This is a genomic window from Nocardioides sp. ChNu-99, from assembly GCF_029493445.1.
In the GTDB taxonomy this organism is placed as follows: Bacteria; Actinomycetota; Actinomycetes; order Propionibacteriales; family Nocardioidaceae; genus Nocardioides.
In genome coordinates this window covers 67,328-88,504 of the sequence record NZ_JAHWBL010000006.1, presented here as the reverse complement: position 1 = coordinate 88,504, position 21,177 = coordinate 67,328, and the positions used below count along the sequence as shown (strand labels likewise).

The following is a 21,177-nucleotide window of genomic DNA, read 5'->3' as shown; positions in this document are numbered from 1 at the left end:
GGGGGCCTTGCCGGGGTCACCCTAGTCGTCGGGGGACCCCGACGGGCTCAGGCCCCGTCCTCCGCGTGGGCGGCGTCGCGGATCTCGCCGACCAGCTCCTCGATCACGTCCTCGAGCGTCGCGAGGCCCAGCAGCTCGCCGTCGTCGCCGATGACCCGGGCCATGTGCGCGCCCCGCCGCTGGAGCACTTCGAGCGCGTCGTGGAGCAGGTCGCTGTGGCGGACCGCCGCGAACGGACGGATCCACTTGGCGTCGATGACGCGCAGGCGGCGGGTCTCGTCGGTCTCCAGCACGTCCTTGATGTGGAGGTAGCCGAGGAGCTCGTCGCCGTCCGCCACCGGGAACCGGCTGAAGCCGGTCGAGGCGCACAGGTCCTCGACGTCCGCCACCGTCGACCCGCGGGGCACGGTCGCCAGCGTGGCGAGCGGCATGATCACCGCGTCGACCTTCTTCTCGGTGAAGCCGAGCGCCCCGGAGAGGCGGTCGTACTCCCCCGCCGCGATGAGGCCCTCGCCGTGCGACTCCTCCACGAGGGCCGCCACCTCCTCGCGCGTGAAGGCCGACGACACCTCGTCCTTCGGCTCCACGCGCAGCAGGCGCAGCGTCGTGTTGGCCACCGCGTTCAGCGCGATGATCAGCGGCCGCAGCACCGTCACGACCACCATGAGCGGCGGACCGAGGACGACGGCGGCGCGCTCCGGGTCGGCCAGCGCGATGTTCTTGGGGATCATCTCGCCGAGCACGACGTGCAGGTAGACCACCAGCGTCAGCGCGATCACGAACGAGATCGGGTGGGTCAGGCCGTGGGGCACGCCCACCGCCTCGAAGAGCGGTTCGAGCAGGTGCGCCACGGCGGGCTCGCCGACGGCGCCGAGCCCGACGGAGCAGATCGTGATGCCAAGCTGGGCGCCGGCCATCATCACCGACACCTGCTCCATCGCCCGCAGGGTGATGCGCGCCCAGCGCGAGCCCGCACGGGCCAGCGGCTCGATCTGGCTGCGGCGGGCCGCGACGAGCGCGAACTCGGCGCCCACGAAGAAGAAGTTCAGGCCGAGCAGCACGACGGCGAGCCCGATCGCGACGTAGTCGTTCACGCGTCCTCCCCCTCGGGCACCCGGTCGAGCAGCAGCAGCGACACCCGGTCGACCCGTAGGCCGTCCATGTGGTCGACGGTGAGCACGGCGAGCTGCTGGCGCTCCTCGCCGTCCGGGTCGTCGCGCACCGGCACGGGCACCTCGACCACGTCGCCGGCGACGGGGATGCGGCCCAGCTCCCGCACGACGAGCCCGCCGACGGTGTCGTAGTCCTCGTGCTCCGGCAAGGCGATCCCGGAGGCGTCCTCCACCTCGTCGGGGCGCAGGAGGCCGGAGAGGGTCCAGGTGCCGTCGCGGCGCAGGCGCACGCGGGAGCCGAGCCGGTCGTGCTCGTCCGCGATGTCGCCGACGATCTCCTCGACGACGTCCTCCAGCGTCACGACGCCGGCCTGCCCGCCGTACTCGTCGAGGACGACGGCGAGCTGGAAGCCGTCGTCGCGCAGGAGCGTGAGGAGCGGGTCGAGGCGCAGCGTGTCGGGCACGAGCGTCGGCGGGGCCATGATCGAGCGCACCCGGGTCGTCGGGCGCTCGTGGACCGGCAGGGCGACGGCGTTCTTCACGTGCACGGTGCCCACGACGTTCTCGTCGGCGTCCAGCACCGGGAAGCGGGAGTGGCCCGTGGAGCGGGCGAGCTCGATGACGGTGATGGCCCGGTCGGTCTGCTCGACGCTGTCGGTCCGCACGCGGGGGGTCATGATCTCGCCGGCGGTGCGCTCGCCGAAGGACACCGAGCGCTCCATCAGCTCCGCGGTGTCCGCGTCGAGGGTGCCCTGGTCGGCGGAGCGGGCGATGAGGGAGGCCAGCTCGCGCGAGCTGCGGGCGGAGCGCAGCTCCTCCTGGGGCTCGAGGCCGAGCCGTCGGACCGCGCTGTTGGCGGACCCGTTGAGCAGGCGGATCGGGCCGGCCATGACGGCCGTGAAGACGCGCATGAAGACCTGGGTGGCCCGGGCGGTGCGCAGCGGGAGCGCGATCGCGAGGTTCTTCGGGACCAGCTCGCCGAAGACCATCGTCAGCGCCGTGCTGACGACGAGCGCGACGCCGACGGCGACCGGGGTGACGGAGCCGGCGGGCAGCCCCGCGGCCGTCAGCGGGTCGCGCAGCAGCGAGGCGAGCGCGGGCTCGGCGAGGAAGCCGACGGCGAGGTTGGTGACGGTGATGCCGACCTGGGCGCCGGAGAGCTGGGTCGAGAGGTGGCGCAACGCCTTCTGCACGCCCTCGGCGCCGGGCTCACCGTTCTCCGCGGCGCGGTCGACCTGACCGCGGTCGACGGTGACGAACGAGAACTCGGCGGCGACGAACACGCCACAGGCGGCGATCAGCAGGAACGAGACCGCGAGGAGGATCCACTCGGTCATCGGTGCCCCCCGGGGACCACGGTCGGGTCGGGGGGCTCAGGACTTCGGGGGCGCTCCATCGGGACGGACGAACCAGCTCTCTGCACGACGCACGGACGCCTCATCGTAGGAGGTGCGGCCACGGGCGACCACGTCCGGAGCGTCACGGCCACGTACGACGGGTGCGTGCCCGCCGCGGAAGTCGTCCGGCGGTTTCCCTCAGGTCGGGGCGGGGCGCACCGATCGGGGCCGGAGCAGGGCGGCAGGGCGCCGCCCGTCCTCGTCTCGGGAGGCCCCGTGAGCCGCTCCGTCGCACCGCCGGCCGGACGCACCAGCGCGCGCGCCAGCGCAGGCAGCGTCGCGCCCGCGGCAGCCTCGTCGTACACACCGCAGCGGTACCCCGGGGCGGCCCCGTTGGACCCTGCCTCGCTGCACTTCGCCCGCCGGCTGACCTACGGCTACACGCCCGCCCTGGCCGCGGAGATGGCGGCCGCCGGCGGCCGGCGCGCCTGGTTCGAGCGCCAGCTGCGCCCCTCGTCGATCCCCGACGCGGCGGCCGACGGCCTGCGCGCCTGGTGGCCCTCGCTGAACCGCACGCCGAGCGACCTGTGGGAGCGCCAGGTCGCGGAGATCGAGCACGGCTGGGTCGTGATGGCCGACTACGCGCGCTGGCTGATGATGCGGCGCCTCACGTCCCAGCGGCAGGTGCACGAGCTGATGGCCGAGCTGTGGGAGGGCCACTTCCACGTGCCGGTCAACGGGGACTCGCACTTCGTGCACCGCACGTCGTACGGCGACGCGCTGCGTGCCCGCGCCCTGGGCACCTTCACCGACCTGCTCATCACGGCCACCACGCACCCCGCCATGGGGCTCTTCCTCGACAACGCCATCTCGACGAAGACCCGCCCGAACGAGAACCTCGGCCGGGAGCTGCTCGAGCTGCACACGGTGGGCCGCGGCAACTACACCGAGGCCGACGTCAAGGACTCCGCCCGCATCCTCACCGGCTACCGCGTCGACGTGTGGAAGACGTGGGCCGCCAGCTACCGGCCGACGGACCACGCGACGGGCCCCGTCCGCGTCATGGGCTTCTCCCACCCGAACGCCGACCCCGACGGCCGGGCCGTGACGCGGGCCTACCTGACCTACCTCGCCCGCCACCCCGCGACCGCGCGGCGCGTGTGCCGGCGCATCGCGACCAAGCTGGTGCAGGACTCCCCGCCCGCGGCCCTCGTCGACCACCTCGCGTCGGTCTACCTCGCCAGCGGCACCAGCATCACCGCGGTGCTGCGGGCCCTCGTGGCCCGCCCGGAGTTCCTCGCGTCGGCGGGGCGCAAGGTGCGCGACCCGGGCGAGGACGTCGTGGGCACCTACCGCGCGCTCGGCGCCACCCTCGCGCGACCGACGGCCGACGGCTCGGCGGTGAACCAGCTGCTGTGGCAGGCGACCGCGCTCGGCTCCAGCCCGTTCAGCTGGCCGCGGCCCGACGGTCCCCCGATCGACAACGCGTCGTGGAGCTCCGGCTCGCGCGCGCTGGCCTCGTTCTCCTTCCACTGGAGCGCGGCCGGCCGGTGGTGGCCCAAGACCGACATCGCCTACGCGGCCCCCACCGACTGGCTCCCCCAGGCATCGCTCACGTTCGCGCAGCTCGTCGACCACCTCTGCGGCCGGATGCTCGGCGCGCCCTCGACGCCGGCGCTGCTGCAGGCGTGCTGCGAGGCGACGGGCTACCAGCCCTCGACGGTCGTCACGGCGACGCACGCCCTGGTCAAGTGGGAGTTCAACCGGCTCCTGGCCATCCTGCTCGACTCCCCCCACCACCTCACGCGCTGAGCGGAGCACCCCCGTGAACCAGCCCCGTCCCGCCACCGCCCCCGCCTGCTGCGACGAGTTCGCCGGCGTCTCGCGGCGCACCCTGCTGCGCGGCGCCCTGCTCGCCGGCGCCGCCGCCACCTTCGGCGGTGCGGTGGTCAACGTCTCCGCCGGGTACGCCGCGGCGGGCACCACGCCCAGCGACAAGGTCCTCGTCGTGCTCTCCCTGCGCGGGGCCGCCGACGGGCTGTCGCTCGTCGTGCCCCACGCCGACCCGGTCTACTACCGCGCCCGGCCGCGCATCGCCGTCCCCGCCGAGCGGCTGCTGGCCAAGGACGCCATGTTCGGCCTGCACCCGGGCTTCGCGCCCCTGCTGCCGATGTGGACCGCCGGCAAGCTCGCCGCCGTGCACGCCACCGGCCTGCCGGCCCCCAACCGCTCGCACTTCGCCGCGATGGAGGAGGTGGAGGACGCCACGGCCGGCAGCACGACGCGCGAGGGCTGGCTCAACCGCCTGCTCGGCCAGGACGCCTCGACCCACCCGCTCGACGGCGTCGCCGTGGGCGACGGCATGGTGCCCACGTCGCTGTACGGCGCCGAGGCGGTCTCCGCGATGCGGGACCCCGCGTCCCTCCAGCTCGCCGGCGCCGACCAGTGGGACACCTTCGGCGGGCGGCGCCGCTCCATCCAGTCGCTGTGGGGCGCGGACTCCTCGGCCCTCGGCACCGGCGTGCGCTCCGCGCTCGCGGCCGTCGACGACTTCGCCCCCGTCAGGGCGCTGCCCACGACCCCCGCCAACGGTGCGACGTACCCGAACACCGACCTCGGCAAGGCCCTGCGCCACGTCGCCCAGGTGGTCCGCGGCGACGTCGGCACGAAGGTCGTCACGGTCGACCAGGGCGACTGGGACATGCACACCGACCTCGGCACGCTGAGCTGGGGCGGCATGCAGCGCAACGTCGCCGACCTCGCGGGCGCGATGGCGGCCTTCTTCACCGACCTCGGGGCGCTGGGCGACAAGGTCACGCTGGTGACGCTCAGCGAGTTCGGCCGCCGGGTGCGCGAGAACGACAACTACGGCCTCGACCACGGCTACGGCAACGTCATGCTGCTGGCCGGCGCGGGTGTGCGCGGCGGGCGCTACCTCGGCTCGTGGCCCGGGCTCACCGACACCGCGGACGCCGACCTGCTGGTGACCACCGACTACCGCAGCGTGCTCGCCGAGGTCGTCTCGCGCCGCTTCGGGGCCAGCACCGCCCAGGTCTTCCCGGGCTTCACGCCGACCCGCGTGGGGGTCATGCTCTGAGGTCGGCGCTGAGGCCGGCGCTGAGGTCGGCTCAGCGGCGCGCGGCGACGTAGCAGGCCACCGCGCTCGCGGCGGCCACGTTGAGCGAGTCGATGCCGTGGTGCATCGGGATGACGGCGCGCCGGTCCGCCGTGGCCTGCCAGCGCTCCGACAGCCCGTGGCCCTCGGAGCCGAGCACGAGCGCGAGCCGGTCGACACCGCGCACCGCCTCCTCCACGTCGACGGCGTCGTCGGCCAGGGTGAGCGCCACGGTGGTGAAGCCGTACGACGACAGCAGCGGCAGCGCGTCGTACCAGTCGTCGAGGCGCGTCCAGGGCAGGGAGAAGACGGCCCCCATCGCGACCTTGATCGCCCGGCGGTAGAGCGGGTCGGCGCAGCGCGGGGCGAGCACGACCGCGTCGAAGCCGAGCGCGGCGCCGCTGCGGAAGATCGCGCCGACGTTGGTGTGGTCGACGACCTCCTCCAGCACGAGCACCGAGCGTGCGCCGGCGAGCACGTCGGCCAGCGGCGGCAGCGGCTGCCGCTCGAGCGACGCCAGCGCGCCCCGGTGGACGTGGAATCCGGTGACCTCCTCGGCGAGCTGCTCGGAGACCACGTAGCAGGGCGCGTCGGTCGTGGCCAGCACGTCGGCGAGCCCGTCGAGCCAGCGGGGCGCCATGAGGAACGAGCGCGGCACGTGGCCGGCCTCGACGGAGCGGCGCACCACCTTCTCCCCCTCGGCGAGGAAGAGGCCGTGGGTGGCCTCGACGTGCTTGCGCAGGCTGACGTCGCGCAGGTCGCGGTAGTCGGCCAGGCGTGGGTCGTCCGCCGCGTCGACCTCGACGAGGGTCGCCATGCTCAGCCCTCGCCGTACCGCTCGGGGTGCGCGACCGCGACCACCTCGCCGACCACGATGATGGCCGGCGGGCGCACGCCCTGGGTGGCGATGTCGTCGGCGAGGGTGCCCAGCGTGCTCAGCACGGTGCGCTCCTCCGGCATCGTGCCCTCGGCCACGACGGCGACCGGGGTGCCGGCGTCGCGGCCGCCGGCCACCAGGGCCTCGGCGATGGCGCCCGCGTTGGCGACCGCCATGAGCAGCACCAGGGTGCCGCGGAGCCGGGCCAGGGCGTCCCAGGCGACGAGGGAGTCGGGGTGGCCCGGCGGGATGTGGCCGGAGATGACCGTGAACTCGTGGGCGACCCCGCGGTGGGTCACGGGGATGCCGGCGACGCCGGGCACCGAGATGGAGGAGGACAGCCCGGGGATGACCGTGACGGGCACGCCCGCGGCGCGGCAGGCCTGGATCTCCTCGTAGCCGCGGCCGAAGACGAAGTTGTCGCCGCCCTTGAACCGCACGACCCGCTTGCCGGCCCGGGCGCGGTCGACGAGCACCGCGTTGATGGCATCCTGGCTCGCGGCCCGGCCGCGGGGCAGCTTGGCGACGTCGACGAGCTCGACGTGGGGGGCCAGCTCGTCGAGCAGCTCGCGCGGGGCGAGCCGGTCGGCGACGACGACGTCCGCGGACGCCAGCGCCTGGCGGGCGGCGACGGTGACGAGGGTCGGGTCGCCGGGTCCGCCACCGACGAGCACCACGCCGGGCGTGGTGTCGGCCGTGCCGGCGACGGCGAGGCGCCCGTCGACGAGGGCGGCGACGACCTCGTCGCGCAGCGCCGAGGAACGGCGGGGGTCGCGGTTGGCGAGGACCGCGACCGTGACGCCGCCGTGGCGGCCCACCGCGGGCGTCCAGGCGGAGGCCTCGCGGGCGTCGTCGGCGCGCACGCAGAAGATGCGGCGCTCCTCGGCCGCCTCGATCACCGCGTGATTGACCTCCGGGTCGTCGGTGGTGGCGATGGCGTACCAGGCGCCGTCGAGGTCGGACGGGGTGAACCGGCCCTCGCGCCACGTGAGCTCGGCCAGCATCCCCTCGAGGGCGGGGGTGAGCACCGGCGAGACGACGTGCACGCGGGCACCGGCGGCGATGAGCGCCGGCACGCGGCGCTGGGCGACGTGCCCGCCGCCCACCACGAGCACGCGGCGGCCGGTGAGGCGCAGCCCGACCGGGTACGGCGGGTGCTCGTCGGCCCGGGTGCCCATCACGCCTCCTTGCGGGCCACGCCCGCGGAGTCGAAGGTCGCCATCTCGGCGAGCACGAGCGCCGCGCTGCGCACGAGCGGGAGCGCCAGGGCGGCGCCGCTGCCCTCGCCGAGGCGCAGGTCGAGGTCGACGAGCGGACGCAGGCCGAGGTGGGCCAGGGCCGCGGTGTGGCCCTGCTCGGCGGAGCGGTGCCCGGCGACGAGGTAGGCGGTGACCTCGGGCGCCAGCGCCTGCGCGACGAGCGCGGCCGAGCCGGCGATGTAGCCGTCGAGCACGACGGGTACGCCGGCCGCGGCGCCGCCGAGCAGGTAGCCCGCCAGCGCCGCGTGCTCCAGGCCGCCGACCTCCGCGAGCGTCGTGAGCGGGTCGGCGGCGGGGCCGGCGCCGCTCGCGGCGAGCCGCGCCAGCGCGTCGGCGACCACCTGGGTCTTGAGGGCCAGGGTGGCGTCGTCGACACCCGTGCCGCGCCCGGTGGCGACCGCCGGGTCGACCCCCGCGAGCGCCGCGACGAGGCAGGCGGAGGGTGTCGTGTTGCCGATGCCCATGTCACCAGTCAGCAGCACGTCGTGGCCCCGCCCGACCAGCTCGGTGGCGACCGTGATCCCCACCTCGAGCGCGGCGCGGGCCTCGTCGGGGCGCATCGCGGCGCCGGTGCGCAGGTCGGCGGTCCCCCGCCGTACGTTCCGGTCCCAGACCACCGCGTCGGCCGCGACCGGCGAGGCCACCCCGACGTCGACGACCACGACCTCGGCGCCGCAGGAGCGGGCCAGCACGTTGACCGCGGCCCCACCGGCGCGGAAGTTCTCCACCATGCCCAGCGTCACCTCGGCCGGCCACGGTGAGACGCCCTGGGCCAGGACGCCGTGGTCCCCCGCGAAGACGGCGACCACCGGGCGCGCCGGGGCCGGCGGCGGGCAGGTGCGCGCGATGCCGGCCAGCTGCACCGACAGGTCCTCCAGGACACCGAGGGCGCCCGCCGGCTTGGTCAGCTGGGCCTGGCGCTCCGCGGCGTCGCGACGGGCCCCGGCGTCCGGCGGGACGATGCGGGCGAGGGTCTCCTCCAGAAGTGGCACGGCGGGCATTCTCCCCGACGACCGCCGCGGCGGACGTCGTGGTCCACCCTGGGAACGCTGGCTAGGTTCGTGACATGAGTCTCGAACGCCCCGTCAGCCCCGACCCGTACACCCTCCTGCCCGCCGCGGCGTCGTTCACGGTGACCAGCACGGACGTCACCGACGGCCAGCCGCTGAAGGACGACCAGGTCGCCGCGCTCGGCAACACCTCGCCGCAGCTGTCCTGGAGCGGCGCGCCGGAGGGCACGAAGTCCTACGTCGTCACCTGCTTCGACCCCGATGCGCCCACCCCCAGCGGGTTCTGGCACTGGGTGCTCGTCGACCTGCCGGCGTCCGTCACCTCGCTGGACACCGGCGCGGCCGCCGGCGAGCTGCCGGGCTCCTCGTTCCACGTGCGCAACGACGGCGGCACCCAGGGCTTCATGGGCGCCGCCCCGCCCCAGGGCGACCAGGTGCACCGCTACTACTTCGTCGTGCACGCCGTCGGAGAGGAGTCGCTCGGCGTCGACGCCGACGCCTCCCCCGCCGTCGTGTCCTTCCACCTGGCGTTCAAGACCCTCGGCCGCGCGATCCTCCACGGCACCTACCGCCACTGAGCGGGCTGGGCTTCGTGGCGGGTTCCCCGGTGCACCGGGGAACCCGCCACCCCACCCTCACCGCGGGTCGGAGCCCCGCAGCAGCTGCTCGAAGGGGATGACCTCGCCGAACTCATCGTCGGCGGCGGGCAGCGCGGCCTGGCGGCGCGGCGTCGTACGACGGGTGCCCGCGGCCAGGTCGGCGAGCTCGCCGGCGGCCCGGTGCACCCGGGAGGCCAGGTGGCCGTCGCCGGCACCGAAGTCCTCCGTCGCCGCGAAGACGGCCGTCGGCACGGTGGTGGCGCGCAGGTAGGCGAACAGCGGCCGCAGCGCGTGCTCCAGCACGAGCGAGTGCCGCGGCGTGCCCGCGGTGGCGGCCAGCAGCACCGGCGTACCCGCCAGCGTCTCGGGCTCCAGCACGTCGAAGAACGTCTTGAACAGCCCCGAGTACGACGCGCTGAACACCGGCGTGACGACCACCAGGGCGTCGGCGCGCGCCACCGCGCCGATCGCCTCGGCGAGGTCGCCGCTCGCGAAGCCGGTCAGCAGGTGGTCGGCCAGCGCGTGGGCGTGGTCGCGCAGCTCGACGACGTCGAGCTCGACCCGCTCGCCCCGCTCCGCCAGCGCCGCGGTGACGGCGTCGGCGAGGCGGTCGGCGAGCAGACGCGTCGACGACGGCTGCGAGAGCCCGGCGGTGACGACGACGACGCGGGTCATGCCGTCGCCTGCACGGGGGCGTCGTCCTCCACGCGGTGACCGGTGACGTCGTCGGTGGCGTGCACCGTCGTGTCCCGGGCGCCGCCGGCCGCGGCCACGAGAGAGCCGTGGGTCGGCGCGTCGGGCACGTGTGCGGGCCGGCCCTCGGCGAAGCCCTTGCGCATCTCCGGCAGGATCTCGCCCAGCAGGTCGAGCTGCTCGAGCACCGTCTTCAGCGGCAGCCCGGCGTGGTCGACGAGGAACAGCTGGCGCTGGTAGTGCCCGACGTAGTCGCGGAACGACAGCGTGCGCTCCAGCACCTCCTGCGGCGACCCGACCGTCAGCGGCGTCTGCGAGGTGAAGTCCTCCAGCGACGGGCCGTGGCCGTAGACCGGGGCGTTGTCGAAGTACGGGCGGAACTCCCGCACCGCGTCCTGGCTGTTGCGGCGCATGAAGAACTGCCCGCCGAGCCCGACGATCGCCTGGTCGGCGCTGCCGTGGCCGTAGTGCTCGAACCGGCGGCGGTAGAGCGCCACCATCTGCCGCGTGTGCGACGCCGGCCAGAAGATGTGGTTGTGGAAGAAGCCGTCGCCGTAGTAGGCCGCCTGCTCGGCGATCTCAGGGCTGCGGATCGAGCCGTGCCACACGAACGGGGGTACGCCGTCGAGCGGGCGCGGCGTCGAGGTGTAGCCCTGGAGCGGGGTGCGGAACTTCCCCTCCCAGTCCACGACGTCCTCGCGCCACAGGCGGTGCAGCAGCGCGTAGTTCTCGATGGCGAGCTCGAGGCCGCGGCGGATGTCCTTGCCGAACCAGGGGTAGACGGGGCCGGTGTTGCCGCGCCCCATCATGAGGTCGACGCGGCCGTCGGTGAGGTGCTGGATCTTGGCGTAGTCCTCGGCGATGAGCACCGGGTCCGTCGTCGTGATCAGCGTCGTGGCGGTCGAGAGGATGATCCGCTCGGTCTGCGCGCCGACGTAGGCGAGCGTCGCGGTGGGGTTCGACGAGATGAACGGCGGGTTGTGGTGCTCGCCGGTCGCGAACACGTCGAGACCGATCTCCTCGGCCTTGCGCGCGATCGCCACGGTCGCCTTGATCCGCTCGTGCTCGCTCGGCGTGCGCCCCGTGGTGGGGTCGGCGGTCACGTCGCCGACCGTGAAGATCCCGATCTGCATGTCGCTCACTCCTCGTGTAGTTGAAAGCGAAACTATCACGGGAACGACCGGGCCCGCCGGGCTATTCCCGGTGCAGCACCAGCACCGCGCGGTCGTCGTCGCCCCGCGCGACCTGGTCCACGATCCGTCGCGCCACGCCCGGGAAGCCGCGGCGGGCCACCTCCTCCGCCGCCGTGGCGCGCAGCCAGTCGAGCCCGACGCCGAGGTCGGCGTCCCGCGACTCGATGACGCCGTCGGTGTAGAACATCAGCCCCTCGCCCGCCGCGAGGGTCCCGGTGCTCGTCACCAGCTCGGGGCGGTGGTCCACCCCGAGCGCGGTCCCCCGCGCGTGGTCGGCCACCCAGCTGCCGCTCGCCGCGTCGTACCGCAGCGCCGGCGGGTGGCCGGCGCTGACGATGCCGTAGGCGCCCGAGGTCAGGTGGATCCGCACGTGCACCGCGGTCGCGAACGACTCGTCGTCCCCCTGCCGCAGCAGGAACGCGTTGGCCGCCGACATCAGCGCGACCGGCGGCAGCGCGCCGAGCAGCCCGCCGAGGGCGCCCGCGAACTGGAGGGCCTGCGTGCCCGCCGCCAGGCCCTTGCCGCACACGTCGACGAGGATCATCTCGAGGTGACGCCCGTCCTCGTCGAGCTCGGCGACGAGGAAGTCCCCGGCGTACGCCACCCCGTGCGCCGGGCGCATCGCCGACTCCGCCCGCCACCCGGTCGGGAGCGGCGGCACGGTGCTCTGCGCCTGCAGCCGGTCCCGCAGGTCGACCAGGAGGCCCTCGCTCATCAGGCTCGGCAGCCCGGTGCGCTGGCGTCGCCCGTGCAGCAGCGTCAGGCCCACGGCGACGAGCATCGCGACCAGTGACGACGTGCGGGCGCCCCCGAAGGACCCGTCGACCAGCACGGCCGTCACCCCCGCGACCAGGCAGACGAGCGCGTGCACCACCAGCGGCCAGAACCGCAGCAGCGCCGTGCCCGCGAGCAGCCACACGATGTACGCCGCGACCGGCATCAGGTCGTAGTCGACGAGCGAGACCGCGAGGCAGCAGGCCACGCCGGCGGCCAGCACGCCCACCACCCAGGCCTGCCCCGCGCTGGAGCCGGAGCGCCACCGCCCCACCCCGTCGCGCACGTACGTCGTCGCGACGCGCCGTGCCCGGGTCGTGGTGCTCACCGGAGCGAGACTACGGGTGCCGGGCCCGGCCCGCCCACGTCGAGGCGGGCGCGCCGCGGGCGCCCCGCCGCTGCCATCATGGGGCGCATGAGCCACGCCGTGACCGGGGCCGTCCCCGACCTGCTGGGTGCGCCGTACACCGCGGAGACCATCCCCCTGCCCCCCGACGACGAGGGCGAGGTCGTCACCACCCTCGTCCACCGGCCCGCCGTCGGCACCGCCCGCGGTGCCCTGCTGCACGTGCACGGCTTCTGCGACTACTTCTTCCACACCGAGTACGCCGACTGGTGGGCCGAGCAGGGCTACGACGTCTACGCGGTCGACCTGCGCAAGTACGGCCGGTCGCTGCGCGAGCACCAGACACCGGCGTTCGTCGCCGACCTCCGTGAGTACCACGGGGACCTCGACGCCGCGTGGGAGCGCATCGTCGAGCGGGACGGGCACACCCGGGTCATCGCGTCGGGGCACAGCACCGGCGGCCTCGTCCTCGCGCTGTGGGCCCACGACCGGCGCCCGCACGGGCTCGCGGCGCTGGTCCTCAACTCCCCCTGGTTCGACCTGCGCGGCTCCCTGCTCATGCGCACCGTCGGCACCCAGGTGATCGACCGCCTCGGCGCGGTCCTGCCCCGCCGCGTGCTCCCCCGCTCGGTCAGCGGGCTCTACGGCCGCAGCCTGCACCGCGACCACGAGGGCGAGTTCGACTTCGACCTGCGCTGGAAGCCCCTGGAGTCGCTGCCCGTCAGCCTCGGGTGGCTGCGGGCGGTGCGCCGCGCCCACGCCGAGCTGCACCGCGGGCTCGCGGTCGCCGTACCCGTGCTCGTGCTGTCCTCGGACCGCACCACCTCGCCGGCCGAGATGAGCGAGGACGTGCACAGCTCGGACGTCGTGCTCGACGTGGAGCAGATCAAGCGGTGGGCCCCGTACGTCGGCGCCCGCCACCTCACGCTCGTCACCGTGCCGGGCGCCCGGCACGACGTCGTGCTCTCCCGCGCCCCCGCCCGCGCCGAGGTCTACCGGGCGCTGGAGCGGTGGCTGACCGCCTGGGGAGGATGACGGCACCGGTCCCACGACCGCGGCTACGGTGGACGGGCGGCGCCGAGCGGCGGCCGTGGAAGGAGCCACCGTGAGCCACCTCCCTCCCCCCGGCGGGTACGGCGTGCCCCACCCGGCCGAGCGCGGCACGCCCCCGCCCCGTCCCGGTGACCTGGTGGACCGGCTCGTGGCCCGCCTCGTCGACTGGCTGGTCGTCGCCGTCGTCGCCGGGCTCGTCGTGCGCCCGCTGGTCCGTGCGCTGCTCCTGGGGCCCGACAGCGACGCGGTCGCCTCCTGGGTCGCGGGGGCGACGGTGACCGTGAGCCTGGCGGTGGTCGCGCTGGGCTACCAGCTCTTCTTCGAGACCACCACCGGCCGCACCCCTGGCAAGGCCCTCATGGGATTGCAGGTCGTCGGGCAGGGCGGGGCGAGGGTCACACCGACGCAGTCCCTGCGGCGCAACGCCTTCCACCTGGTGACGCTGCTCGGTCTCGTGCCGTTCGCGGGTCCGGCGCTGGCGTCGCTGGCCGAGGTCGTCGTGCTCGCCGCCATCGCCTGGTCCATCGCCTCCGACCCGGGGCTGCGCCAGGGCGTGCACGACCGGTTCGCCCGGCAGACCTACGTGATGAAGGTGCGCTGAGCCCTCAGCCGAGCAGGAACGCGGCGAGGGCGGCGACGCCCACGACCACGATGAACCCGCGCAGGACGTGGTCGGGCAGCTTGCGGCCGTACCGCGCACCGAGCTGGGCCCCGACGACCGCGCCGACGCCGACGAGCAGCACGACCGTCCAGTCGACGTCGACGAAGATCGCGAACAGCACGCCGGAGATGCCGTTGACGAGGGCCACCAGCAGGTTCTTCATCGCGTTGAGGCGCTGCAGGGTCTCGGGCAGCCCGATGCCCAGGAACGCCATGAGGATGATGCCCTGGGCGGCGCCGAAGTAGCCGCCGTACACCCCCGTCAGGGCCACCACCGGCCACAGCCAGCGCGGGCCGTGCTCCGGGACCTCGCCCGCGCCCCGCTCCTCGCGACGGCGGGCGATCGCCTTCGAGATCCGCGGGCCCGTCACCACCAGCACGAGCCCGAGCAGGATGAGCACGGGGACGATGGCGGCGAACGCGTCGTCGGGGAGCGTGAAGAGGAGCACCGCGCCCAGCACGCCGCCCAGCGCCGAGGCGCTCGCGAAGCGGAGCAGGCGGGCGCGCTGGCCCACGAGCTCGCGCCGGTAGCCCCACGCGCCCGAGAGCGAGCCGGGCACGAGCCCGATGGTGTTCGAGGCGTTCGCCGTGATGGGCGGCACGCCGAGCGCGATCAGCGTCGGGAAGGTGATCAGCGTGCCCGAGCCGACCACCGTGTTGATGGCGCCCGCCGCCGCGCCGGCGACGAGGATCGCCACCAGCTCGAGCGGGCTCACGCGCCGGCCTGGCGGCGCGTCCGACGGCGCGCCGACCAGCGGCCCTCCTCGAGGGCGACGGTCAGCGGGGTGTCGAAGGTGGCGGACAGGTTCCCCTCGGTGAGCGTCTCGGCCAGCGGCCCGGCCGCCACGACGCGCCCCTGGCGCAGCAGGAGGGCGTGGGTGAACCCGGGCGGGATCTCCTCGACGTGGTGGGAGACGAGGACCGTCGCCGGCGAGTCGGGGTCGTAGGCGAGCACGGACAGCGTGCTGACGAGGTCCTCGCGGCCGCCGAGGTCGAGACCGGCGGCGGGCTCGTCGAGCAGCAGCAGCTCGGGGTCGGTCATCAGGGACCGGGCGATCTGCACGCGCTTGCGCTCGCCCTCGCTCAGGGTGCCGAAGACGCGGTCGGCGAGGTGCTCGACGCTGAGCTCGCGCAGCAGCGCGTCGGCGCGGGCCTCGTCCACCTCGTCGTACTGCTCGCGCCAGCGCCCCACGACGCCGTGCGCCGCCGTGAGCACGAGGTCGCGCACCTTCTCGCCCCGCGGGATGCGCTCGGCCACCGCCGCGCTGGCCACCCCGATCCGAGGACGCAGCTCGAAGACGTCGACCGTGCCGAGCAGCTCGCCGAGGAGACCGACGGCGCCGTCGGTGGGGTGCAGCTGGGCGGCGGCGATCTGCAGCAGCGTCGTCTTGCCCGCGCCGTTCGGGCCGAGGACGACCCACCGCTCGCCCTCGTCCACCACCCACGTGACGCGGTCGAGCAGCACCGCCTCCCCGCGTCGGACCGTCACGTCGGCGAGCTCGAGCACAGCGGTCATGACGAGCACCCTATCGACCGGCGGCGCCGGCCCGGTCCGTACCCTCGGGGCGTGATCGCCGTGCCCGTCTCGCTGACGTTCGCGTGGTGGGGAACCGCCTGGCTGCGGGGGCGCGCGGCCGCCGACGACGTGCTCGATGCGCTCGCCGAGCACGGCGTGCGCCACGTGTTCGCCGCCCCCGGCGAGGACCCGGCCACCGCCGCCGAGGTGCTCGGCGGCCTGCGCCGCGCCGGCGCCCACGAGGTGGGTGCCGCGTTCCCCGCCCCCGGCGACCCCGTCGGGCTCGGCGGTCCCCGCGAGCTCAACGCCGCGGCGATCGACGCGGGCGAGGCCGTCCTGGCGCCGGCCGCCGGCGTCGGCTGGGTGCCCGTCGCCGTGGGCGCCGCCGTGGAGTGGGAGCAGCACCCCGCGTCCCGCCGTCCCCTCCCCGACGTCGGTGCCGCCGACCGCGCCCTGCGCGCCGCGCTGCTCGAGGTGGCGGAGCGCCTGGCGCGGCTCGACGTCGCCCGCTGGAACCCCGACCTCGCCGACGACCTGCTGGACCTCACCGCCGTGCCCCGCATCGACGCCCCCGACGGGGTGCCGGCCCGCTGCGTGCAGCTCGCCGCGCGCGGCCTGCGCCTGCTGCGCGTCGCCGAGCTCGGCGCCGGTGACGACGGTGCCGCGGTCACCCTGGGCGAGACCGTCGCGCGCCGCGCGGCCCTCGACGACCTCGCCCGCGCCGCGCGCCACGCCCTCACCGCGGCCGCCTCCCCCGAGGCGTGGCCCCCGGACTGACCCCGGACCCAGCCCGGACCCAGCCCGGACCCAGCCCGGACCCAGCCCGGACCCACCGCGGCGCCGCGCACCGGGTACGGCGCACCCGTCCCCCGGCGGTAGCCTTCGCCGCGATGAGCGAGCCCGCCGCCCCCCGCCAGCCGGAGCCGTCCGCCGTACCCGGCGGCGCCGGTCCCACGACCGACACGGTCCTGGTGACCCTGACCGGCAAGGACCGCCCCGGCGTGACCAGCGCCGTGCTGGCCACCCTCGCCGCCGGCGACGTGGACGTGGTCGACGTCGAGCAGATCGTGCTCCGCGGCCGGATGGTGCTCGGCGTGCTCGTCACCGCACCCGACGACGTCGAGCGGCTGCGGGCCGAGATCACCCGCGCCGCCGGTGAGCTCGAGATGCAGGTGGACGTCGAGCAGGGCACGGGCGACAACCGGCGACGGGGCGACGGTCGCGTGCACGTCTCCGTCATCGGGGCCCCCCTGCGCGCCGGGGCGCTGGCCGCCATCACCGGGCGCATCGCGGAGACCGGGGCGAACATCGACCGCATCGAGCGCATGGCCCGCTACCCCGTGACCGCCATCGACCTGCACGTCTCGGGCACCGCCCCCGAGCACCTGCGCGCCGCGCTCGCCGCCGAGGCCGCCCGCCAGGGCGTCGACGTCGCCGTGCAGCCCGCCGACCTGCTGCGGCGCGGCATGCGCCTCATCGTCATGGACGTCGACTCCACGCTCATCCAGGGCGAGGTCATCGAGATGCTCGCCGCGCACGCCGGCTGCGAGCGCGAGGTCGCCGAGGTGACCGAGGCCGCCATGCGCGGCGAGCTCGACTTCGAGGAGTCGCTGCGCCAGCGGGTCGCCCGCCTCGAGGGCGTCGAGGCCACGGCGCTCGACGCGGTCTACGAGGGCATCCGCCTGGCGCCCGGCGCGCGCACGATGGTGCGGGTGCTCAAGCGGCTGGGCTACCGCTTCGCGATCGTCTCGGGCGGCTTCAGCCAGGTCACCGACCGCCTCGCTGCCGAGCTGGGCATCGACTTCGCCCGGGCCAACGAGCTCGAGATCGTCGACGGCCGGCTCACCGGCCGCATCGTGGGCCCGGTCGTCGACCGCGCCGGCAAGGCCGTCGCGCTGCGGCAGTTCGCCGCCGAGGTGGGGGTGTCGGTGGAGTCGGTCATCGCGATCGGTGACGGCGCCAACGACCTCGACATGCTGAGCACCGCCGGGCTGGGCATCGCCTACAACGCCAAGCCCGCGGTGCGCGAGGCGGCGGAGGTGTCGGTCAACGTGCCCTACCTCGACACGATCCTCTACCTGCTCGGCATCTCCCGCGAGGAGATCGAGGCCGCCGACGCGGCCGCCGGCTTCGTCACGCCGTCGCCCGACCTGTCCTGACCCGCCCTCAGGCGCCGGCGACGTGGAAGTCCACGAGCCGGCACCCGCCCCACGCCAGCTCCGACCACGGCACCGGGCAGGCCAGGACGGTGACGGCGGCGGGCGGGTACCCCTGCGCCATCCGCACCGCCGCCCGCTCGTTGCCCTGCCCGTCGTGCAGCAGGTGGGCCAGCGACGCGACCGTCGGGTTGTGCCCGACGAGCACCAGCGTGGCGACGTCGCCGTCCGTCCCGCGCACGAGGTCCAGCGCCGTCTCGGGGCCGGCGGAGTAGAGCGGCGCCGCGTGCTCGACCGGCACGTCGAGCCAGCCGGCCGCGGTCGCCAGCTCCTCCCACGTGCGGCGCGTGCGCAGCGCGTCGGAGACGAGGGCCGCCGACGGCGCGTGCTGCTCGGCGAGCAGCCACCGTCCGGCGGCGGCTGCCGCGGCGCGCCCGTCGGGCGTCAGGTCGCGGTCGTGGTCGGAGGCCGCGGCCGGCGCGGCCTCGGCGTGGCGCAGGATCACGAGGCGCCGGGTCGGCGCGGGCTGGGGGGAGCTCACGCCCGATGGTCCCACCGACCGTGCCCCGCTGTCCGCCCGACCGGTCGAGTCACGCCCGGGTCAGGGGGCCTGCGGTAGGCTGAGCGGGCTCTCATGGGAGGGAGGCTCAGCCTCCCGGGGCACCACGCCCGCAGCTCCGACTGGGAGGGAGGAGCTGCGCTCGGTGTGGTGCCCCGCATCCCGGGGCACCACCGCCGTGCCGCGTCCCTCCGCCGGAGCGCGTCGGCCGACCGGCTCCGCGGAGGTCAGGCCCCCATGGCGTGGAAGCCGCCGTCGACGTGCACGATCTCGCCGCTCGTGGCCGGGAACAGGTCGGAGAGCAGGGCGCACACGGCCCGGGCCGTCGGCTCCTGGTCCTTGTTGTCCCAGCCCAGCGGCGCCTTGGTCTCCCACAGCGCCTCGAGGTCCTCGAAGCCGGGGATGGCCTTCGCGGCCAGGGTCTTGAGGGGCCCCGCGGAGACCAGGTTGACGCGGATGCCGTCGGCGCCGAGGTCACGGGCGAGGTAGCGCGCGGTGGACTCCAGACCCGCCTTCGCGACGCCCATCCAGTCGTACGCCGGCCACGCCACCGTCGCGTCGAACGTGAGACCCACGACCGAGGAGCCGCGCGAGAGCAGCGGGCGGGTGGCGACGGCGAGCGACTTCAGCGAGTACGCCGACACGTGCACCGCCTGCGCCACGTCCTCCCACGGGCCGTCGAGGAACCTGCCGCCGAGCAGCGTCTCGGGGTTGCCGTAGGCGATGGAGTGCACGACGCCGTCGAGGCCGTCGACGTGCTCGCGCACCGCCGCCTCGAGGCCCGCCAGGTGCTCGGGATCGGTCACGTCCAGCTCGAGCACGGCGGGCTCGACCGGCAGGCGCTTGGCGATGCGCCGCGTGATGCCGAGCGCCCGGCCGAAGTTGGAGATCAGCACGGTCGCACCCTGCTCCTGCGCGAACTTCGCGGTCGCGAAGCCGATGGAGGAGTCCATGGTGACGCCGGCGACCAGGATGCGCCTGCCCTCGAGAATGCCCATCTGCTGCGTGTCCTCTTCTCTACCCGTGACGGGTGGTGGTGGTCCGGTCGTGCGCGGGGGGTGGTGCGGTCGAGCGGGGCGGCTCGCTCAGTGCCCCATGCCGAGGCCGCCGTCGACGGGGATGACGGCGCCGGTCACGTACGCCGCGTGCTCGCTCGCCAGCCACGTGACGGCGCCCGCGACCTCCGCCGGGTGGGCGTAGCGGCCCAGCGGCACCTGCGTCCTGATGGCGTCGCGCTGGGCGTCGGTGAGGACGTCGGTCATGTCGGTCTCGACGAACCCGGGGGCCACCACGTTGGCGGTGATGCCGCGGCTGCCGAGCTCGCGCGCCGTCGAGCGGGCGAGGCCGACGAGACCCGACTTGGAGGCGGCGTAGTTGACCTGGCCCGCCGAGCCCAGCAGGCCGACGACGGAGGAGACGAGGACGATGCGGCCGCGCCGCTGCCGCAGCATGCCCTTCGCGGCCCGCTTCACCAGGCGGAAGGTGCCCGTGAGGTTGGTCTCGATGACCGAGGACCAGTCGTCCTCGCTCATGCGGAGCAGGAGCGTGTCCTTCGTGATGCCGGCGTTGGCGACGAGCACCTCGACAGGCCCCAGCTCGGCCTCGACCTGTGCGAAGGCCGCGTCCACCTGCGCGGGGTCCGTGACGTCGCAGCGGACGTCGAGCGCCCCCTCGGGGGCGCCGCCGTTCCGGGTCGTCACCGCGACCCGGTCCCCCTGCGCGAGGAAGGCCTCGGCGATCGCGCGGCCGATGCCGCGGTTGCCCCCGGTGACGAGGACGGTGCGGCCCAGCGGCCCGGTCTGCTCTGCGTCGCTCACGCTCCGCGACGCTAGTGCTTACCGACAGGTACCGGAAAACCCGTCCGCCGCCCGGTCACGCCGGGCGGCACGGCCCGCAGCGGCGGACGGGCGGTGCTCACTGGTCCTCGAGGCGGAAGCCGACCTTCATCGAGACCTGGAAGTGGTCGACCTGCCCGTCCTTGACGTGACCGCGCACCTGGGTGACCTCGAACCAGTCGAGGTGGCGCAGCGTCTCGCCGGCGCGGTTGATGCCGTTGCGGACTGCCTGGTCGATGCCGTCGGGGGAGGTGCCGACGATCTCGGTGACGCGGTAGGTGCGGCTGGTCATGGTGGTCTCCTCGTGGGACGGGGTCCGGCCCAGCACGGCCCGGGTCGGGTGATGCTACCGACGTACAGTGGAGGACATGCCGACGCGTCCCCGCCGTACCGCGCCGAAGGCCGACGCCGTCCGGATCACCACCGCCCCGGTCTCCCCCACCGACGAGCTCGACCAGCGCCGCCGCCGCTACTTCATCGCGATGTCCGTGCGCACCCTGTGCTTCCTCGGCGCCTTCGCCGTCGGCCCGGGCTGGCTGCGGTGGGTGCTGCTCGCCGGGGCCGTCTTCCTGCCGTACTTCGCGGTGGTCGCGGCCAACGTCACCTCCCAGCAGAGCGAGGACTTCGAGATCGAGCCCGTCGACGCGTACGCGCTCCCGCCCGCCTCCGGCGAGACGTTGCGGATCGGCCCCGGTGACGACGTCGCCGCGGGACCCGGCTCACCCCGCTCCCGGGACGACTCCGCGTGGGACGACGTCGACTGGGACGACCCGGTCTGGGACGACGACCTCGACGAGCGGCCCGCGGGCGGCCGGGCCGGCGCGTGAGCGCGCCCGCGACCTGCTCCGCGCGCGGCTGCCGTGCCGACGCCACGTGGGCCCTGCGGTGGAACAACCCGCGGCTGCACACCCCGGAGCGCCGCAAGATCTGGTTGGCCTGCGACGACCACCGGGCGTCGCTGTCGGACTTCCTCGGTGCGCGGGACTTCCTGCGCGACGTCGTGCCCGCGGCGGAGGTCGTGACCGACGACGAGCCCGACCCCGAGCCCGGCCACCGGGCCGGGGGCTGAGCTCGGGGGCTGGG

Annotated in this window: 23 protein-coding genes; 9 read left to right on the top strand and 14 right to left on the bottom strand. The window is 75.0% G+C overall.

Annotated elements, in window-relative coordinates; genetic code table 11:
• Nucleotides 1–47 precede the first annotated feature (47 nt).
• Both KK617_RS03915 and KK617_RS03910 read right to left on the bottom strand, forming a co-directional pair.
• Nucleotides 48–1,094 (bottom strand): hemolysin family protein, encoded by a 1,047-nt coding sequence (locus KK617_RS03915; RefSeq protein ID WP_277498224.1) that lies wholly within the window; start codon nt 1,092–1,094, stop codon nt 48–50.
• Nucleotides 1,091–2,449 carry a hemolysin family protein gene (locus KK617_RS03910; protein WP_277498223.1) on the bottom strand — a complete coding sequence of 453 codons (1,359 nt, stop codon included), beginning with the start codon at nt 2,447–2,449 and terminating at the stop codon, nt 1,091–1,093. The genes KK617_RS03915 and KK617_RS03910 overlap by 4 nt, the downstream gene beginning before the upstream one ends.
• 393 nt (nt 2,450–2,842) lie before the next feature.
• Between KK617_RS03910 and KK617_RS03905 the strand changes: the two genes are divergently transcribed.
• Together KK617_RS03905 and KK617_RS03900 are read left to right on the top strand one after the other, a co-directional pair.
• Nucleotides 2,843–4,261 (top strand): DUF1800 domain-containing protein, encoded by a 1,419-nt coding sequence (locus KK617_RS03905; protein WP_277498222.1) that lies wholly within the window; start codon nt 2,843–2,845, stop codon nt 4,259–4,261.
• 13 nt (nt 4,262–4,274) lie between these two features.
• The gene (locus KK617_RS03900; RefSeq protein ID WP_277498221.1) at nt 4,275–5,546 is read left to right on the top strand and encodes a DUF1501 domain-containing protein; all 1,272 of its coding nucleotides are present in this window, start codon (nt 4,275–4,277) and stop codon (nt 5,544–5,546) included.
• 31 nt (nt 5,547–5,577) lie between these two features.
• On the opposite strand, the gene KK617_RS03895 is transcribed toward KK617_RS03900, so the two are convergent.
• From KK617_RS03895 to cobT, 3 genes are read right to left on the bottom strand one after another with little or no spacing between them, the layout of a single operon-like run.
• The gene (locus tag KK617_RS03895; RefSeq protein ID WP_277498220.1) at nt 5,578–6,381 is read right to left on the bottom strand and encodes an RNA methyltransferase; all 804 of its coding nucleotides are present in this window, start codon (nt 6,379–6,381) and stop codon (nt 5,578–5,580) included.
• A 2-nt stretch (nt 6,382–6,383) separates the two neighbouring features.
• On the bottom strand, nt 6,384–7,619 hold the full coding sequence (gene cobA, locus KK617_RS03890; protein ID WP_277498219.1) for a uroporphyrinogen-III C-methyltransferase: 1,236 nt from the start codon (nt 7,617–7,619) through the stop codon (nt 6,384–6,386).
• Nucleotides 7,619–8,692, bottom strand: coding sequence for a nicotinate-nucleotide--dimethylbenzimidazole phosphoribosyltransferase (cobT, locus tag KK617_RS03885; RefSeq protein WP_277498218.1), 1,074 nt, complete (start codon nt 8,690–8,692; stop codon nt 7,619–7,621). The genes cobA and cobT overlap by 1 nt, the downstream gene beginning before the upstream one ends.
• Before the next feature lie 74 nt (nt 8,693–8,766).
• Here cobT and KK617_RS03880 point away from each other — a divergent pair, with 74 nt between their 5' ends.
• The gene (locus KK617_RS03880) at nt 8,767–9,288 is read left to right on the top strand and encodes a YbhB/YbcL family Raf kinase inhibitor-like protein (protein WP_277498216.1); all 522 of its coding nucleotides are present in this window, start codon (nt 8,767–8,769) and stop codon (nt 9,286–9,288) included.
• Nucleotides 9,289–9,345: 57 nt separating this feature from the next.
• Here KK617_RS03880 and KK617_RS03875 read toward each other — a convergent pair whose 3' ends face one another.
• The 3 genes from KK617_RS03875 to KK617_RS03865 form a co-directional block, all read right to left on the bottom strand.
• On the bottom strand, nt 9,346–9,984 hold the full coding sequence (locus KK617_RS03875; protein ID WP_277498214.1) for an FMN reductase: 639 nt from the start codon (nt 9,982–9,984) through the stop codon (nt 9,346–9,348).
• Nucleotides 9,981–11,135 carry an LLM class flavin-dependent oxidoreductase gene (locus tag KK617_RS03870; protein WP_277498212.1) on the bottom strand — a complete coding sequence of 385 codons (1,155 nt, stop codon included), beginning with the start codon at nt 11,133–11,135 and terminating at the stop codon, nt 9,981–9,983. Before KK617_RS03870 ends, KK617_RS03875 begins: the two co-directional genes overlap by 4 nt.
• A gap of 61 nt (nt 11,136–11,196) precedes the next feature.
• Complete coding sequence (locus tag KK617_RS03865; RefSeq protein WP_277498211.1) at nt 11,197–12,297, bottom strand: PP2C family protein-serine/threonine phosphatase; 1,101 nt, start codon at nt 12,295–12,297, stop codon at nt 11,197–11,199.
• Nucleotides 12,298–12,384: 87 nt separating this feature from the next.
• Here KK617_RS03865 and KK617_RS03860 point away from each other — a divergent pair, with 87 nt between their 5' ends.
• Nucleotides 12,385–13,350, top strand: coding sequence for an alpha/beta hydrolase (locus tag KK617_RS03860; RefSeq protein WP_277498210.1), 966 nt, complete (start codon nt 12,385–12,387; stop codon nt 13,348–13,350).
• 70 nt (nt 13,351–13,420) lie between these two features.
• Nucleotides 13,421–13,969 (top strand): RDD family protein, encoded by a 549-nt coding sequence (locus KK617_RS03855; RefSeq protein ID WP_277498208.1) that lies wholly within the window; start codon nt 13,421–13,423, stop codon nt 13,967–13,969.
• Nucleotides 13,970–13,973: 4 nt separating this feature from the next.
• On the opposite strand, the gene KK617_RS03850 is transcribed toward KK617_RS03855, so the two are convergent.
• The gene (locus tag KK617_RS03850) at nt 13,974–14,744 is read right to left on the bottom strand and encodes a sulfite exporter TauE/SafE family protein (protein ID WP_277498206.1); all 771 of its coding nucleotides are present in this window, start codon (nt 14,742–14,744) and stop codon (nt 13,974–13,976) included.
• Nucleotides 14,741–15,544 carry an ABC transporter ATP-binding protein gene (locus tag KK617_RS03845; protein ID WP_277498204.1) on the bottom strand — a complete coding sequence of 268 codons (804 nt, stop codon included), beginning with the start codon at nt 15,542–15,544 and terminating at the stop codon, nt 14,741–14,743. The genes KK617_RS03850 and KK617_RS03845 overlap by 4 nt, the downstream gene beginning before the upstream one ends.
• 51 nt (nt 15,545–15,595) lie before the next feature.
• On the opposite strand from KK617_RS03845, the gene KK617_RS03840 reads away from it, so the two are divergent.
• Complete coding sequence (locus KK617_RS03840) at nt 15,596–16,321, top strand: hypothetical protein (RefSeq protein WP_277498203.1); 726 nt, start codon at nt 15,596–15,598, stop codon at nt 16,319–16,321.
• 113 nt (nt 16,322–16,434) lie between these two features.
• Nucleotides 16,435–17,703: a phosphoserine phosphatase SerB gene (gene serB, locus KK617_RS03835; protein WP_277498202.1), complete on the top strand. Its 1,269-nt coding sequence runs from the start codon at nt 16,435–16,437 to the stop codon at nt 17,701–17,703.
• A gap of 7 nt (nt 17,704–17,710) precedes the next feature.
• Here serB and KK617_RS03830 read toward each other — a convergent pair whose 3' ends face one another.
• From KK617_RS03830 to KK617_RS03815, 4 genes are all read right to left on the bottom strand, one after another.
• Nucleotides 17,711–18,241, bottom strand: coding sequence for a histidine phosphatase family protein (locus KK617_RS03830; RefSeq protein WP_277498201.1), 531 nt, complete (start codon nt 18,239–18,241; stop codon nt 17,711–17,713).
• Between the two features lie 245 nt (nt 18,242–18,486).
• A complete protein-coding gene (gene fabI, locus KK617_RS03825) occupies nt 18,487–19,257 on the bottom strand; it encodes an enoyl-ACP reductase FabI (protein WP_277498200.1) in 771 nt (256 codons plus the stop codon).
• Nucleotides 19,258–19,344: 87 nt separating this feature from the next.
• Entirely contained in the window at nt 19,345–20,049 is a 705-nt protein-coding gene (fabG, locus tag KK617_RS03820) for a 3-oxoacyl-[acyl-carrier-protein] reductase (RefSeq protein ID WP_301800921.1), read from the bottom strand.
• A 124-nt stretch (nt 20,050–20,173) separates the two neighbouring features.
• Nucleotides 20,174–20,386, bottom strand: a complete 213-nt coding sequence (locus tag KK617_RS03815; protein WP_277498198.1) for a dodecin — start codon at nt 20,384–20,386, stop codon at nt 20,174–20,176.
• A 76-nt stretch (nt 20,387–20,462) separates the two neighbouring features.
• On the opposite strand from KK617_RS03815, the gene KK617_RS03810 reads away from it, so the two are divergent.
• On the top strand, nt 20,463–20,921 hold the full coding sequence (locus KK617_RS03810) for a DUF3099 domain-containing protein (protein WP_277498197.1): 459 nt from the start codon (nt 20,463–20,465) through the stop codon (nt 20,919–20,921).
• Entirely contained in the window at nt 20,918–21,163 is a 246-nt protein-coding gene (locus KK617_RS03805; protein WP_277498196.1) for a hypothetical protein, read from the top strand. Before KK617_RS03810 ends, KK617_RS03805 begins: the two co-directional genes overlap by 4 nt.
• The last annotated feature ends 14 nt before the right edge of the window (nt 21,164–21,177 follow it).